The 15,942-nt window shown below is 73.2% G+C and carries 8 protein-coding genes and 1 riboswitch; of the genes, 2 read left to right on the top strand and 6 right to left on the bottom strand.

Annotation, left to right across the window (positions count from 1 at the left end; genetic code table 11):
* Nucleotides 1–707 precede the first annotated feature (707 nt).
* On the bottom strand, nt 708–1,067 hold the full coding sequence (locus tag ACH4E8_RS28370; protein WP_398453396.1) for a zinc ribbon domain-containing protein YjdM: 360 nt from the start codon (nt 1,065–1,067) through the stop codon (nt 708–710).
* 48 nt (nt 1,068–1,115) lie between these two features.
* The gene (locus tag ACH4E8_RS28365; RefSeq protein ID WP_398453393.1) at nt 1,116–2,414 is read right to left on the bottom strand and encodes a LysM peptidoglycan-binding domain-containing protein; all 1,299 of its coding nucleotides are present in this window, start codon (nt 2,412–2,414) and stop codon (nt 1,116–1,118) included.
* A 224-nt stretch (nt 2,415–2,638) separates the two neighbouring features.
* On the opposite strand from ACH4E8_RS28365, the gene cpt reads away from it, so the two are divergent.
* The gene (gene cpt / locus ACH4E8_RS28360; RefSeq protein ID WP_398453390.1) at nt 2,639–3,172 is read left to right on the top strand and encodes a chloramphenicol phosphotransferase CPT; all 534 of its coding nucleotides are present in this window, start codon (nt 2,639–2,641) and stop codon (nt 3,170–3,172) included.
* Between the two features lie 28 nt (nt 3,173–3,200).
* Here cpt and ACH4E8_RS28355 read toward each other — a convergent pair whose 3' ends face one another.
* The 3 genes from ACH4E8_RS28355 to ACH4E8_RS28345 are packed head-to-tail and all read right to left on the bottom strand — an operon-like array spanning nt 3,201 to nt 11,485.
* A complete protein-coding gene (locus ACH4E8_RS28355; RefSeq protein ID WP_398453387.1) occupies nt 3,201–4,343 on the bottom strand; it encodes a hypothetical protein in 1,143 nt (380 codons plus the stop codon).
* Between the two features lie 60 nt (nt 4,344–4,403).
* Nucleotides 4,404–8,378, bottom strand: a complete 3,975-nt coding sequence (locus ACH4E8_RS28350; RefSeq protein WP_398453384.1) for a hypothetical protein — start codon at nt 8,376–8,378, stop codon at nt 4,404–4,406.
* Nucleotides 8,379–8,416: 38 nt separating this feature from the next.
* A complete protein-coding gene (locus ACH4E8_RS28345; protein WP_398453381.1) occupies nt 8,417–11,485 on the bottom strand; it encodes a hypothetical protein in 3,069 nt (1,022 codons plus the stop codon).
* Between the two features lie 236 nt (nt 11,486–11,721).
* Here ACH4E8_RS28345 and ACH4E8_RS28340 point away from each other — a divergent pair, with 236 nt between their 5' ends.
* A complete protein-coding gene (locus tag ACH4E8_RS28340) occupies nt 11,722–13,059 on the top strand; it encodes a cytochrome P450 (protein ID WP_398453378.1) in 1,338 nt (445 codons plus the stop codon).
* A 36-nt stretch (nt 13,060–13,095) separates the two neighbouring features.
* On the opposite strand, the gene metE is transcribed toward ACH4E8_RS28340, so the two are convergent.
* Complete coding sequence (gene metE, locus ACH4E8_RS28335) at nt 13,096–15,414, bottom strand: 5-methyltetrahydropteroyltriglutamate--homocysteine S-methyltransferase (protein WP_398453376.1); 2,319 nt, start codon at nt 15,412–15,414, stop codon at nt 13,096–13,098.
* A 179-nt stretch (nt 15,415–15,593) separates the two neighbouring features.
* Nucleotides 15,594–15,745: riboswitch (cobalamin riboswitch) on the bottom strand.
* Nucleotides 15,746–15,942: the final 197 nt, after the last annotated feature.

Raw genomic sequence — 15,942 nt, 5'->3', positions numbered from 1 at the left:
GGACCCGAATGGCCACCTCGCCGCCCAACATCCCGGGGGGGGTGCGAGATTGAGCTGGTCAACAAGGGGGGGCGTGTCGTGTGGGCACACGCCCGCGGTCCGAGACGCCCTGTGTTCAGGCCAGGTGCGTGCCGGCGTCGACGACCAGCGCTTGGCCGGGCTCGGTGCACGGCCGTTGCGTAACCGGCCGGCTTCATCGAGGTCGTCGGGGCGGAAGTCCGCGATGGCGTTGACGACGCGGTCCAGCGCGGTGAGCACAATGTGGTCGACGACGCATTCGATCCCAGCTTGCACTGACGCGCAGGGCAACCAGGGGCGGCAAGCAGACGCTGAGCGACGACGTGCGAGGGCCTGAGCGAGCCTGCTGGAGGCCGAGCTCGCTCGGGACCCCGACGCCGCGGCACCGGCGCTGTGCGCCCACGTTCGGCACACCGCCGACAACGGTCGAGGGCTCCGGTGATCTACATGAGGACTCCACGGAAATACGAGGAAGGAGGCTTCGAAAGGCCCGATTGAATGGGCGGGCCAATTTCCTCAATGTAGGGTCGATTCCCGAAGCGGTCGAGAGGTGAATCAACTGAAGGGCGAAAAAGGGAGGGGGTTTTCGCAAAAGCGAGTCGCCGCACCTGCGGCCATTTCCGCATGGGAATTTGCCTGACGTCGATGACGTCCCCGCCCGCTTGCAGGCGGGGACCGACGGGTGCGGATCAGGCTTTCTTGACCACGCTGGACTTGAGCTGCATGGCCCCGAACCCGTCGACCTTGCAGTCGATGTCGTGGCCGTCGACACCGTCGACCAGCCGAATGTTGCGCACCTTGGTGCCGGCCTTGATGCCCGACGGGCTCCCCTTGACCTTCAGCGCCTTGACGACGACCACGGAATCGCCGTCCTGCAACACATTGCCGACCGAGTCCTTGACGACCTTTTCCGCGTTGGCGTCGGCGCCCTGCGCGCCGTTCTCGTCGGGGACCCATTCATGGCCGCACTCCGGGCACACCACGAGCGCGTTCATTTCGTAGGTGTACTCACAGGAGCACTTCGGGCAGGGCGGGAGGTTCTCGTTCATCCCTTCAGAATATCCGCCCCGACCGCCCCCATCGAACGGGAGTGTGCATCAGCGCAGGACGAAGACTTCGCCGGGGTAGATCAGATCGGGATTGACGATCCTGTTGCGCAGCGCGACGTGCTGCCAGTTGACGTGGAACCGGGCACCGATCCGGCTGAGTGTGTCGCCCGGCTGGACGGTGTACGTGTGGACGGCGGTGACGCACGGCGCCGGCGGCGAAGCGCTCGGGGACGCGTCGGACCCATCGCGCCGTGCCGCGAAGTGCCGGACGGCGGAGTGCATCCGATGACGGCCTGGCACCCGCTTGGAACCTTCCATGTGACCGTGCAACAGGTGCCGGCGGGCGAGGCCGTGCAGGGCGTCTTCGGCGGCGGTCAGCGACACCGCGGCGGCGGTGCGTACGGCCTCGGCGTCGAGGACGGGGCGGTCGGCGAGCGCCACGGCCCGCAGCACGTCGGCTTCCGTCGGCGGCAACTCCTGCGCGGCAACCTCCCACACGGCCCGAAGCGGACCCCGCTCGGCCGGTGCTGCGGCTGTCCGCAGCGTCTCCAGGCGTCGGGCGAGGGCGTCGAGCGTCATGCCGGGGTCGGCCGCGAGGACACCGGCGAGCAGGGCCACGGCCAGCGGCAGCCCGCCCCCGAGGGCCACCAACCGGGCAGCCGCATCGGGGCCGTCGGCCACCCGGGCGTCGCCCAGACAGCCGCGTCCGATCACCGTCTCCAGGAGCTCGACGCACTCCGCGACCGGCAGGGGAGCGACGTCCATGCTCGGCAGCCGGTCCCCGTCGGCGACCGGGCCGTGGCCGCCGACCAGCACCTTGTGCTCCCCGCCCGCCTCCCAAAACCGCAGGACCTCCTCCCGCGCGCCGACGTGCCGCAGCACGACGAGCACGGCTTCGTGGTCCGCCAGTTGGGAGCGGTACGCCGCCCCCAGGGCCGACGCCTCCCGCGGCACCTCGGTCTCGGGAACGCCCAGCGCCGCCAGCGACGTGCGCAGGGCAGCCGCCGCGGTCTCGTCCCGCGCGGACGCCGCACGCAACCGGGGATGGCCGTGGAACTCCACCTCCAGCATCCCGCCGGGGAACCGGCCCGCCCGGCACAGCTCCCGCGCGGCCGTGGACACCAGCGAATCGACCCCGCCCCCGACCGGACCGGCCACGACCAGGCCCCGCCGCTCCCGGTCGACCAGGGAGACGATCCGCTGCAACTCCTCCTCGCGGCCGACGACGGCGCCGCCCGGCAACTCGGCCCGCAGCATCGCGTTGTGGAAGTGGAGGTCCCCGACGGTGCGCGCCTGCACGAGGGGCCCGTCGACCCGCCCGCTGACGTCGTTGTTGGTGTCGCCCACGATCCCCCCTCGTCGGGCGAGGGGCACCGGCGCCGGACCTCCGTGTCCCTCGACACCGGCCCCGCCCGTGTCCCCGCGCCGATCGCGTCTGCTCCGCAGGCTACCGCGCACCCGCCGCCCCACCACCCCGCGCGTCACGCCGACCACCGCCCGCACCGGGCCCCGCCGCCCCCACGTGCGGAAATGGGTGTCGACTCGGCAGCAGGGCGCTCTAACGTGACCCGGTGGCAACTCAAGTGATCGTTCTGAACGGTGGTTCCAGCTCGGGCAAGTCCGGGATCCTCCGGTGCCTCCAAGCCGTACTGCCCGAGCCGTGGCTCGCCGCCGCCGTCGACGCGCTGGTCGACGCGATGCCCGCGTCGCTCCAGACGGCGGACGGCGGCATCGAATTCGCCGTGGACGGCGCGGTGAACGTCGGAGCAGAGTTCCGGCGGCTGGAGGCGGCCTGGATGGCGGGGGTGGCCGCCATGGCCCGCGCCGGCGCGCGGATCGTCGTCGACGACGTCTTCCTCAGCGGGCCGGCGTCGCAGCAGCGGTGGCGCACGGCACTCGACGGCCTCGACGTGCTGTGGGTCGGCGTCCGCTGCGCGGCCGCGGTCGCCGAGGGACGCGAGATCGCCCGCGGCGACCGGACCCGCGGCATGGCCGCGGCGCAGGCGGAGTCGGTGCACGAAGGCGTCACCTACGACGTGCAGGTGGACACCACGCACACCGAGTCCCTGGGCTGCGCACGGGCCATCGCCGCCCACGTCACCTGACGCCGGCGCCGGGGCGCCCGCTCGTCACCTACCGCAGGCCGCCGTGGGCGTGCGCCGCCGCCCAGATCGCGTCGCCGGCGAAGTCCACGTCGTAGCCGAGCAGCCCGGTGAGGAGTTGGGCGCAGGTCGCGCGCCCCGCACCGTCCGTGGTCAGGGTGCACCGGACGCGCCCGCCGGCGCTGAAGACCAGGGTGCGGCCCGGGATCGGACGGCCGGTGGCGGTGTCGGTCAAGGTGGCGGTGGCCGACCCCAGCGACAGCGGCCCGGCCTTCAGCGTCGTCGCGTAGGGGCTCGCCGGACTCATCCGTACGGTCGCGGCCACCGTCGCGTCGCCCGGCGTGGCGTCCGCGGTCCACCGCAGCAACAGCCCGGAGTCGGTGCGGCCGGCCGAGTTGCGGCAGTCCGATGCGGGTCCTGCGATGTCGCGCGCCGGGTCGGTGACGTACTCGCCGACCGGGGCGAACACCGCGTCGGACAGACAGACGTACTGCACGGCGTCGGGCACGGCCTGCGGATCGCCGACCGCGGAGACCGCGACCGCGAAGGTCGGGGCGCCCGGGTTCGCGTAACGGTCGACGACGGCCAGGTCGCCCGTGCTGCGCGGAAAGGTCTGCTCCGTCGAGCTGACCGGTTCGAAGGGGCGGAACGAGCCGCCCGCAGCGCCGAGTTGCACCACCGGGGCGTCGTCCCCGGCGACCGTGGCGTCCCAGACGTACTCGATCCGGAAGCGGTGCCGCTCCGGGCGGAAGTCCGTGACCTTCGTGGTGACGGTGAGCCGGGTGTCCGCCGCGGTCGTCCCGCTGATCGCGACCCGCTGTTCCAGGACGAAGGCGTCCGGCACCACCCACCTCGTGACGGACTCGGCGCCGGACAACTGCACCGAGGTCACCAACGGGTCCAGCGACACCTCCTTCGCATGGGTGACCAACTGGCCCTGCACGTAGGAGACCCCGGTGCCGACATCAAGCACCCGCAGATAGCTGGTGCCCGGCGTGCCCCGGCCGTACAGCACGTCCAGGCCCGGGCCCGCCGGGTTCAGCTCACCGGTCAGCACGGTGAACTCACCGGCGCCCGGGCGCTCCTCTCCGTTGACGTACGCCTGGAAGATGCCGTTGCCGAAGCCGCCGGGCGGCAGTGCGACGGCGGCGGTCGTCCCGCTGGTGGTGGTCATGTTCCGTCCTTCGGATCGCAGAGGAGTCGCAGAGCGGTCGCAGAACAGGGGGCTCGTACCTCAGACCTCGACGGCGTCGGCGTACACCAGGCGCGTCCCGGCGGTCGTCAGGACCTCCCGCTCCTCGACCAGCAGCCGCATCGGCCGGCTGCCGGGCGCCGCGGGCAACGTCACCGCGGCGCTCCACTGCCCGGCGCCGCCCGGCACCGGCGGCAGCGGGGTCGCGGACACGGTCCGCCAGCCCAACGGGTCCGCGGGCCCCGGATCGACGGTCTGCACCAGCACCGTCAGCCGGGCGCCGTGCGCCGGATCGCCGGCGTACGTCGGACCGGACACGCTCACCGTCGCCCGCGTCGGATCGTCCGACCCGAGCGCCACCGACAGCGTGCGGTCCGGGTTGAGCTGGGCGAACTGGGCGAGCACGACGGGGGACAGCTCCAGCCCGGCCAGCGAGTTCCGCTGGTAGCGGGCGAAGGCGAAGCGCAGGAACGGGCGGTACGCGCGCTCCGGCGGCATCGTCACGTCGCAGTACCACAGTTGCCGTCGCTCGTCGTACCCCACCCGGTGCGCCGCCACCGCGACCCGCGGCAGGTCCGGCGCGCTCTCGGACTCGGCGAGCACCAGCCCGGTCGCGACCCGCACGGCGAGCGGGAACTCGGCCGTCCCCGGCGCGGCCGCGGTCGGCGCCGATGCGAAGACCGGGTCCTGGCCGCGGAGCGTGACCAGGGGGCGCAGGGCCGGCGGCGGCGCACCGTCCTCGGCGAGGACGACGCCGAGGAGTTCGTCCTCGCCGGAGGAGTACCAGGGGCGGCGCAGATAGACCCGGATGCCGTTGCCGCGCCGGGTGTTGGTGACCGTCGTTCCGGCGCTGGCCCGCTCCCAGCCGAAGGTGGGCACGAGGTACGCCACGTCCGGCGCGGCCGGTCGCGCCGAGGACCGCACGTTCACCACGATCGCCGGCTGCGCCTCCAGGTTCACCCGGGTCACCGGCCCGTCGACGAAGCCGACCTCGACGGTGGCCCCGTCGGGGATCGCCGAGCCGGCGCCCGAGCGACGGACCGTGCCGGCCGCGAGGTCCGCGACGTAGTCGACGTCCTCGCCGAAGACCCGCCCCGCGGCCGGGTCGAGAACGGTCAGCGTGCCGGACGCGATGCCGCGGGGCGCGACCTGGACGGGCTGAGTGCCGGTCAGCACGATCCGCAGCGTCTGGGTGAAGAACTCCGTGTAGCGGGACGACGCCACCGCCGTGTAGGTGACCGTGCGGTGCTTGGTGTCGTGGAACTCCTGCCGGGCGTCCAGGCGCAGCAGGTCGCCGTCGGGGTCGTCCGGGGCGGTGGCCAGGGTCGTGACGTGGGCCGTGCCGGGACGGACCACGGGCGCCGGGTCGGCCGGCGCGTCGGCCGGCTCCGTCCACTCGGCCCGCACGTCGACCTTCGCGGTGCTCGCCCGGTCGAGCGCGAGCACGTCGACGATCCGGGCGGTGGTGTCGCCGGGCGCCCGCGCCGCGACCGGCTTGCGGAAGACCGCCGGGGTCAGCGGCTGCTGGATCGCGTGCGTGAGCTTGACCGGGCGGCCCGGCGTGAGCTGCCACAACTGCCCGAGCGTGGCGAGCCGGCGCAGGTCCTCGATCGTGGTGCCCGGCGGCGGAGCGAGCCCGCTGTCGAGGAACCACTGCCAGATGCCGAGCACGCCGAGGTCGTCCTCGTCGATCCGGGACGAACAGGCCACGTCCACGCTGCGGCCGGGCGGGAGCTGCACCGTCAGCACCCGCCGCACCTCGTCGTACTCGGGTGCCCCGGTGCCGTTCTCCAACCGCAGCCGGAACGGTGAGCGCCGGGGCCACGACAGCCGGTCGTCGAAGGGGACGGTGAAGACCTCGCCCGGTGCGAGACCGGGCAGCCCCCGGAACGCGGCGCCGCGCGCCAGGACCTCCGGCAGGTACGGCACGTCCAGTTGCAGCGCTTCGAAGTACGGCGTGTCCGCCCAGCCCCCGGGGTCCTCGGTGCCGCCGGTGAAGTCCGCCTGGTCGCGCCGGGCGATGTCGGAGTACGCGAAGCGGTCCATGCCGCCGGGGTTCACCGGGCTGGGGTCCACGTCGAACCTGCCGTGCCGCTCGGCGGTCTGCACACTGGTGCGCCGCGGCACCACGTGCCGCTCGCACGCCCCGGTGGCCGGTGCGTCGTAGTTGCCGCGGACCACCAGCAGTGCGATGGACTCGGCCGGGGTGCGGGGCGCCGTGGGCAGCAGGACGGGCGAGCCGACGGGCTCGAAGCGCAGATGACGGACGAGCGGGGTGGCGGCGCCGAAGTCGTCCGGTGCGGGGTCGTCCGGCCCCAGGCCGTTGCCGGCGACGTCGACGACCCTGGCCCGGAAGCGGTAGCCCCGTCCGTAGCGCAGCTTGGGCAGGGCGAGGGCGCGGAACGAGGTGCGCAGCGCCACCGGACCGGTGGGGTCGCTGTCCGGCCCGGTGGTCACCGGCTGCCCGTCCACGGTGCGGGTGATCGAGCCCGGGCGGCTCGCGGCGAGGCTGTAGCCGTCCCAGGCGAAGACGGACTCGTGCAGGTAGATCGTGGGATCGCCCTCCGGGGCCGTGCTGTGCGCCAGGTGCACGGTGCCTTCGTCCTGGGCCTCGAACCGCAGCTCGCCGCAGTCGTAGCTGCCGGCGCGGCGGCACACCGAGTGCCAGCGCCCGGACGCGTCGTCCCAGACGTCGACGCGTACGCCGTACTCCAACTCTTCGGCGCTGAGCGGATCCTCGGCGAGCAGCGCCGCGGGCGCCGCGGTCCTGGCCGTCGCCTGGGTGAGCCTTGCGCGCAGGTCCTTGGCCCGCCCGTGGAGGACGACGCCGAGGCCGTCGCCGCGGTGGCTGGGCAGCGGCGCGGGCTCCGAGCCGGGGTCGACGGCGATCGGGAGCGCTGCGTCCGGCGGCACCGCGGGTGCGCCGGAGAAGCCGTCGCTGAGGTCGAGCAGCTTCTGACCGAAGCCGGCGAGCGCGTCCGCCGTCGCGTCCGCGTCCACCTCCACGACCTCGTAGCGGTCGGAGTCCAGCCGGACCAGCCCGCCCTGGACGAGGGTCCCGGCGGGTTTGGCCGCGAAGGCGGATGCGGTGAGGGTGGCGTTCACGGCGGGCAGTACGGGCTCGTAGGGCCCGCCCGGGGCGAGCGGCCCCCACTCGACCTGGAGCGAGACGGCCACCGGGTCGCCGGCGGCCGGCACCCCGGGGGCGTCGGCGGCCACCGTGAGGTCCACGACCAGGCCGAGGGCCCGTTGGAGCGCCGGGTACTGCGCGAGGGCACCGAGCGCGGCGTGGAAGTCCACGCTGTCGCCGTCGACGAGGGTGGTGACGTGCGCGGCGAGCGAGGGGCCCCCGGACGAAGGGTTGTCCGTCGGCTTGCGGTCGTGGAACTGCTGGGCGAGCAGGAAGTCCACCTGGGCGGCGCTGAACGGCTCGAACGGGGAGTCGGGGTCCTCCAGGGGCCCGCCCAGGAAGTAGCCGTCCCTGGCCAGCGCGTCGGCGATCAACGCCCGGGCGCGGGGCAGCCGCTGCGGGGCGATGGGGATGTCCGTGACGAGCTCGGGCGCCGGCTGTCCGTTCCGCGGACCCGGTACGAGGCCGGGCCCGCGGGACGCCATCGCGTTGACGCTGAGCGGCGCGGTCGCGTGGAACGTGGTGGCGGCGGTGTGTTCGGTACGGGCGAGGTCGCGGGCGCTCGTCGACGGCCAGGAGCGGATCGGCGGCACCGAGGCCGCCAGCAGGGCTGCCGGCTTGGGGACGACGGGAGTGGCCGCGGGGAAGAGCTGCTGCCACAGGTCGAGCCGGGGCGCGGGGCCGACGGCCGCCGCCGCCACGGCCGGACCCGATCCGAAGAACAGCCGGTACTGGGGGCGTTGGGACGGCCAGGCGAGCCACTCGGGGTAGCCGGCGAGCGTGGTCGCTGAGCCCGCGAGCCGAGGCGAGACGAGGACGGACAGCTTGAGCCGGCCGTCCGCGCGCCCGGCCGGGACCGGGGTCCAGACGATGCGTGAGGCTGCCATGGGGGTGTCTCCTCGACGGAAGAGAGGGCCTAGGGGTATCAGGGGGCGAACGAGGCGCAGTACTGCTCCCAGTCCGCCCGGGACATCAGGTCGGCGAAGCCCGTGGGCTGTTCGTCGGCGGCTAGCGCCGTCGGGCGGCGGGCGCCCCGCAGCCCGCGCACCGACTCGTCGTCGATGCTGCCGTCCAGGTTGTAGAAGAACTCCAGGGCGACGCTCTCGTGGAAGAAGAGGATGTCGATGGAGATCGTGAGCCGGGCGTGCGCGGTCACCGCGGACTGGTTGCCGAGCTTGCGGTACTGGAGGTCCGCGTAGAACTCGGCCGTGACGCTGATCAGCCCGAGGACGCTCACCCGCCCGGTTGCTCGGACGTAGCCCCGCAGCACCACCTCGTCCTTGGCTTCCTTGTCGTCCGGGTCGGCGCGCTCCAGCTTGAAGTAGATCCCGATCGCGATCCGCGCCAGGCCGGAGGCGATCTGGGCGAAGTCGAAGGCCAGGGTGTACGTGGCCTCGATCGCGCCTTCGATCTTCTCCACGCGGCGCTCGCTGACCTCGACGGCGAAGAACCCGCCGCCGCCGAAGCCGTACACCGTGACGTTGAACTTCTCGTCCTCCTTCGCGAACCCGAAGGTCGCCCGGACCGGCTTGCGCTGGAAGGGGACGATGACCCCGGCGGTCACAAAGCAGTTGGTGACCCGCAGCACCGGGCCCATCTTGATGTCGGGCAGCCCGAAGGTGACGCCGACGCGGACGTTCTCGACCGTGATCTCCTGGTACGTCTTCAGTTCGAGGCCGAAGACGCTCACCCCGTCGAAGGCGTTGGAGATGTAGTCCTCCAGGGCGCTGACGAAGGCCAGCGGCCCGTAGAACCTGACCGCGCTGACCCCCGGTTTGAAGGAGGGCCCGCCGTCGTGGTCGAAGCTGAACTCGAAGTCCTTGAAGACCACCCCGACGAACTGGAACGCCGGGTCCACCAGCCTCAGTTCGAATTGCGTGATCTTGCCGGTGACCTTGTTGGTGTTGGTGCCCTCGACGTAGCTGACCTCGTTGAGGACCTTCAGGGTGAGCTTGGCCCGGTTGTTGTCGACGACCGCGCGGAACGGCCCGAAGTCCACCAGCGGCGTTGCGAAGTCGATCGTCATCGTGTGGCCGTTCGGCAGCTTGCTGACGTCCGGGATCCCCGTCTTGGGGTTCACCGGATAGTCGGTCTCCTTCTTGATCCGCAGGGATTCTTCGGGGCCCGTTTCGTTGTCCGGCAGCACGTTGGCGAGGAAGGTGGCGCCGAAGAGCACGGCCCGGTTGAGCTGGCTCTTGAGGTCGAAGTACTCCTTGGGGACGATCGTCCCCTCTTCCTGGAGCCGGTCGACCGACTCCTTGTTGCCGCCAGCTGCGCCCAGCACCCGGGACAGGCCGCCGACCTCGATGTTGGGCATGGCGATGCCGCCGACGGTGACGCTGTTGAGGACGACCCGCTCCACCGGCCGGTCCTCGCCCGAGGCCAGCGCCGCCAGCGAGTCGCGGACCCGTACGTACACCTCGCCGGGATTGCCCCCGAACCCGGTCAGCAGGTACTTCTCGTCGTAGCCGAGGAGGACCGGGTCGCCCGGCCCGTAGAAGGCGTCCATGGCGGTCAGCCGCGCCTCGGCGCCCAGCATGCCGGGGAAGAACAGCGGGCTGTCGGCCCGCGGTGCGAGCCGTTCAAGCGGCGCTCGGAGTCCCCAGAACAGCCGCTGGGTGGGGTGGCTGGCGGTGCCCGGCACGGCCTCGGCGGCGTACGGGAGTTCCTGCCCGCCCAGGTCCAGGGCCCGTCGGGGGTCCGGTACGGGGCCGACGAGCCGGTCGTACCCGCCGTACGCGTCGACCACCTCCCGCAGCACGGTCCCCGGCTCGGGCGACTGGATCGCCACGTCGTGCGGCACGAAGGCCAAGGACGCGGTGAAGCGGATCTCCCGGCCGGTCGCGGCGGTGCCCCGCAGCACGAACGCGACGTCCGTGCCGGTCGCGATGGACTGGATCCAGATGCCCGCCTCCGGCCGGCCGGACAGCAGCGGCTCCGGATCCTGCGGCAGGTCGGGCGGGACCGGGTTCTCGACGGCGATCTCGGTGAAGGGGAAGGACCGGCCCTCGTAGGGCAGTCCGTACGCGCCGGGGTAGGTCTTCACCGGCTCGGTGATCCTGACGAACCGCCGCTGTTCGAGGTAGGCGACCCCGGTCGTCTCGTCGAACGTCCGCTTCGTCTCGGTGAACAGCAACGCCCGGTGGCCGTAGGGCACCAGGAATCCGTACTGCTCCAGCACGACCTTGTTGTCCCGGCCGAGCCAGGCGTGGTGCTCCCAGTGCTTGAGGTTGAGCCCGGACGACGTGCTGGGCTCCCAGCGCCCGTCCAGGTCGAGCGTGGCGCCGGCCGCGCTCAGCGCCAGCAGCCCGACGTCCACCGGCGCCGCCACGGGCTCCGGCGGATTGGTCAGGGCGATCAACTGACGGAAGTCGAAGCCCTCCGGGTTCAGTGCGCCGAAGAGCTTCGCCTCCTGCGCGTCGGCAGGCTCGTCGGCGGCGACCACGCGGACGGTGGGCTGCGACTGCGGCGCCGGCCGCCCGGTGGGGCCGCGCAGCGCGAGCCGGGTGTGCCACAACTCCGTGCGGCCGTCGTGCTCGACCGGCGTCTCGGCGTGGTCCCAGGTCGCGAACTGCTCCGGCGTCAGATGCAACCAGTCCACGACCAGCAGATCGGTCTCCAGCCCACCGGGCCGACCTGCGGCCGGCACCACCCGCATCACCCACTGCCACCACCGCAACAGCCCGGACTCGCTGTACGGGACGGTCTTCACCGTCTCCGGCACGACGAAGGCGATCCGGCTCGGCCCCACCGCGCGGGCGGCCGCCGACCCCGGAGCGGGCCGGTTCGGCTCGCCCTCGTACACCGTCTGCTCCGTGACGTGCTGCGACTCGAAGCGGGCGACGACGTAGGCCCGCTGCGCCGGGTCGACCCGCCGCAACTGCGGGGGGTCGGCGGCGGGGTCCGGCCGCAAGTTGTAGAAGTCGAAGTCGATGACCAACATGTCCTGCGGCCGTACGAGCCGAACGCTCGCCACCGGAGCCGGAGCACTCATGCCAGGCCCTCCGCACTGTCGAGAGGGCATTATGTATAGCGGGGCCGCAGTTGCCCGGAGAATCCCCCGAACGGGTTACGGCGGAGTGCGCCGGGCGGCCGGATCGGCCGGGTTCGGTGCGAACCCGCCGGCCCGGCCGGGCGGACTGTCGGGCGGACGACTCCGTCCCCTACAGTGCGGGCGGACCGCGCCCGGTCCGCCCCCGAAGCACCAGCCGCCGAACAGGAGCACTTCCCGTGGCCACCCGTGTCCCGCCCGGCAGTCCGCAGCCCGATCCGAGCCCGGCGGGCCGGCCGGTCCCCGAACTCGCCCCCGAAGCCGTCGCGCAGTGGCGCGAGCGGGGCGGCGACCTCGTCGACCTCCTCGCCGAGGCGCAGCGCCGGCACGGCGGAGTGGCCGCGGTCCGGCTCGGCCCGCGCCCCACCGTCGTGGTGACCGCGCCCGCGGCGGTGCAGCACGTGCTCGCGCTCCACCCCGACCGCTACGTCAAGCGCTCGCACCGCGCCCGGATGCTGATCGGGGACGGCGTGCTGTCGGCGACGGGCGAGGCGTGGCAGCGCCAACGACGCCTGCTCCAATCCCAGTTCACCGGCCGCGGCATGCGCCGCTACGAGGAGCGGATCGCCGAGTCCGCCCGGATCACCGCCGCGCGCTGGGCCGACCACGCCCGCAGCGGAGAGGTCTTCGACGTCGGCGAGGAGATGCGCCGGTTCGCCCTGGACACCATCTGGCGGTCCCTGACCGGACACCCCGTCGACGCGGAAACGGCACGGACCCTGGGCGAGATGCCCGCCGTGCTGGACGCGCTGCCGAGCCTGCCGGCCGACGACGTCTCCGCACAGGAGGTCGTCGCCGCGGAGCTGGCCAGGATCGACGCCCTGGCGAGCCGGGCGATCGCCGCTGCCCGCGACGGCGATGCGGGGCCCGACGGCCCCGGCCTCCTGCACGTCCTGATCGAGGCGTCCGAAACCCGCCCCGAGTACACGGACCGGCTGATCCGCGACGAGTTGGTCACCCTGCTCCTCGCCGGCCACGAGACCACGGCCACCACCCTGACCTGGCTGCACCTGCTGCTGGACGAGCACCCGCAGGCCCGGGGGCGGGCGTTGGCCGCGGGCGGCGAAGGCACGCCCGAGCGACGGCAGGCCGTGCAGGCGCTCGTCCACGAAACGCTCCGGTTCTACCCGTCGGCGTGGATCCTGCCGCGCTGGACGGCGCAGGACGACGTCCTCGCCGGCCACGCGATCGAGGCCGGCACCGACGTCCTGGTCTGTCCGTACCTGACGCACCGGGACCCCGAAGTGTGGGAAGCGCCCGGCACGTTCGATCCGGAGCGCTTCACCACCCCCGGGCGCCGCCCCGACCAGCAGGGCGGCTACTTCCCCTTCGGGCTCGGGCCACGGGCCTGCCTGGGGCTCCAGTTCGCGCTGCGGGAGTCCACCGCCCTCCTGGAGCACCTGCTGCCGCTGCCCGTTCCGCGCTTCGAGGCCGTCCCCAAGGGGGCCCTGTACGGCATCACCGTGCGCCCCGACGGGCCGACGCCGGCGAGGCTCGACGGGCCCGCCGCGGCGTGAGCGCACGCGCGCCCCTGCCGCGGCGGGACCCCGCGGTCACGACGGGCGCAGCTCCGCGCGGACGGTGCGCGCGGCGGCGACGAGGTGTTCCAGGGAGGCCCGGGTCTCGGCCCAACCCCGGGTCTTCAGACCGCAGTCGGGGTTGACCCACAGCCGTTCGGCGGGGATGCCCTCCAGCCCGGTGCGCAGCAGCGCGGCGGCCTCCTCGACGCTCGGCACCCGCGGCGAGTGGATGTCCCACACGCCGGGCCCGGCCTCCCGCGGATAGCCGTGGGAGGCGAGTTCGCCGGCCACCTGCATGTGGGAGCGGGTGGCCTCCAGGCTGATGACGTCGGCATCGAGGTCGTCGATGGCTTGGACGATGTCGCCGAACTCGGCGTAGCACATGTGGGTGTGGATCTGGGTGCCCGGCGCGACGCCGCCGGTGGTGAGCCGGAACGCCTCGGTGGCCCAGGCGAGGTACGCGGGCCGGTCCGCGGCGCGCAGCGGCAGGGTCTCGCGCAGCGCCGGCTCGTCGACCTGGATCACCGAAGTGCCGGCCGCCTCCAGGTCGTCGACCTCGTCGCGCAGGGCGAGGGCGACTTGCCGGGCGGTGTCGCCGAGGGGCTGGTCGTCACGGACGAAGGACCAGGCGAGCATGGTCACCGGGCCGGTGAGCATGCCCTTGACGGGACGGTCGGTCAGCGACTGGGCGTACGTCGTCCAGCGCACCGTCATCGGCTCGGGGCGGGAGATGTCGCCGGCGAGGATCGGCGGTCGGACGTAGCGGGTGCCGTACGACTGCACCCAGCCGTGCTGGGTGGCCAGGTAGCCGGTGAGCTGCTCGGCGAAGTACTGGACCATGTCGTTGCGCTCGGGCTCGCCGTGCACCAGGACGTCCAGGCCGGTCTTCTCCTGGAAGGAGAGCACCTCGGCGATCTCGGCCCGGATCCGTTCCTCGTAACCGGCGGTGTCGATCCGGCCGGCCCGCAGGTCCGCCCGGGCCACCCGCAGTTCGTCGGTCTGCGGGAACGAGCCGATGGTGGTGGTAGGCAGCAGCGGCAGCCCGAGGCGTTCGCGCTGCGCCACCGTCCGCTCGCGGTAGGGCCGGGAGCGCCGGGCGTCGGCGTCGGTGACGGCTTCGGCACGGGCGCGCACGGCCGGGTCCCGGGTGATGGGCGAGGTGGCGCGGGAGGCGAGCGCCGCCCGGTTGGCGGTGAGTTCCGCGGTGATGGCGTCGGTGCCGAGGGCCAGCCCCTTGGCGAGGGCGACGACCTCGGCGACCTTCTGCCGGGCGAAGGAGAGCCAGCGCAGGATCTGCGGGTCGACGTCCCGCTCCAGGGCCGCGTCCAGGGGGACGTGCAGCAGGGAGCAGGAGGCGGCGACGTCGACGTGGTCGGCGAGGCCGAGGAGGGTGCCCAGGGTGGCGAGGGACTTCTCCAGGTCGTTCGCCCAGATGTTGCGTCCGTTGACGACGCCGGCGACCAGGCGCTTGCCGGTCAGGCCCCCGACGGCGGCCAGCGCGTCGAGGTTGGCGGCGGCGGACTCGGTGAAGTCCAGGGCGAGCCCGTCGACCGGGGCTGCGGCGAGGGTGGGCAACGCGGCGCCGAGCCGGCCGAAGTAGGAGGCGACCAGCAGCTTCGGACGGTCCGCCAGGGTGCCGAGGACCCGGTAGGCGCGGTCGGCCGCGTTCAGCTCGGCCGAGGTGCGGTCCTGGACGAGCGCGGGTTCGTCGAGTTGCACCCAGGCGGCGCCGGCCGCGCGGAGATCGGCGAGGACCTCGGCGTACACCGGCAGGAGCCGGTCCAGGAGGGTGAGCGGGTCGAAGTCCGCGGCCACCCCGGGGGCGGGCTTGGCCAGCAGCAGATAGGTGACGGGTCCGACGAGGACGGGGCGCGGGGTCAGCCCGAGCGCCAGGGCCTCGGTCACCTCGGCGACCTGCTTGGTCGAGTCGGCGGTGAACACCGAGTCCGGGCCCAACTCCGGCACCAGGTAGTGGTAGTTGGTGTCGAACCACTTGGTCATTTCCAGCGGCGCCACGTCCTGCGTGCCGCGGGCCATCGCGAAGTACCCGTCGAGGGCGTCCGCGGCGACGGCCGCCCGGTGGCGCTCGGGGACGGCGCCCACCATGACGGAGGCGTCCAGCACGTGGTCGTAGTACGAGAAGTCACCGGTCGGGACCTCGTCGACGCCGGCCGCCGCCAACTCCTGCCAGTTGGAGCGGCGCAACTCCGCGGCGGTGGCGTGCAGGGCTGCGGCGCTGACGCGCCCCTTCCAGTAGCCCTCGACGGCCTTCTTCAACTCCCGGCCCCGGCCCTGACGGGGGTAGCCGTACACGGTGGCCCGTGCTGCCGCGGCTGCGGACTTCGTGGTCACGGAGATCTCCTTCGCGAGATGGATCCCTGAGGTCCCGGTGACGGGACGGGGCGCGAAGGGGTGACGGTGCGAAGGGGGTGCGCGCCGGTTGCGCGGTCGTCCGTTCGCAGTGCACGCCGACCCGCCCACGAGGTCACCGGGAGTTCCGCGCGCGGATCGTCCGCGTGCGGGCAACGGGCAGGTCTTCGGACTCGCGGGCACGCCTGCCGGTCTCCCGGCGGACACCTACTGGCCGTCGCTTCCCAGGTCCTCGCGGACCCAGTGCGTATGACGGCGGTCGTTCCCGCTCACCGCTGCGGGGCAGTCCCGGATTCCCACCGGGTTCCCTCTTGCGACGCTTCCCGCCTGGCGGACGGGGGCGAACCAGCTGCACCGGTCACCCTAGCGGGCCGTCGGCGGATGGCGGCAGGGCGCGTCCGGCATGCGGATGGTGAGGTGGAACACGCCGGCCCGGTCGCCCCTGCGCCCGGGGGCGGGGCGGCGCCGCGCTCCCGCCCCCGGACGACCACCGTCAAGTCGGGGTGAGGG

The sequence above is a fragment of the Streptomyces sp. NPDC017979 genome (assembly GCF_044328175.1).
In the GTDB taxonomy this organism is placed as follows: Bacteria; Actinomycetota; Actinomycetes; order Streptomycetales; family Streptomycetaceae; genus Streptomyces.
Note: the sequence above shows the minus strand (reverse complement) of the source record. Positions and strands in the feature narration are given on the sequence as shown.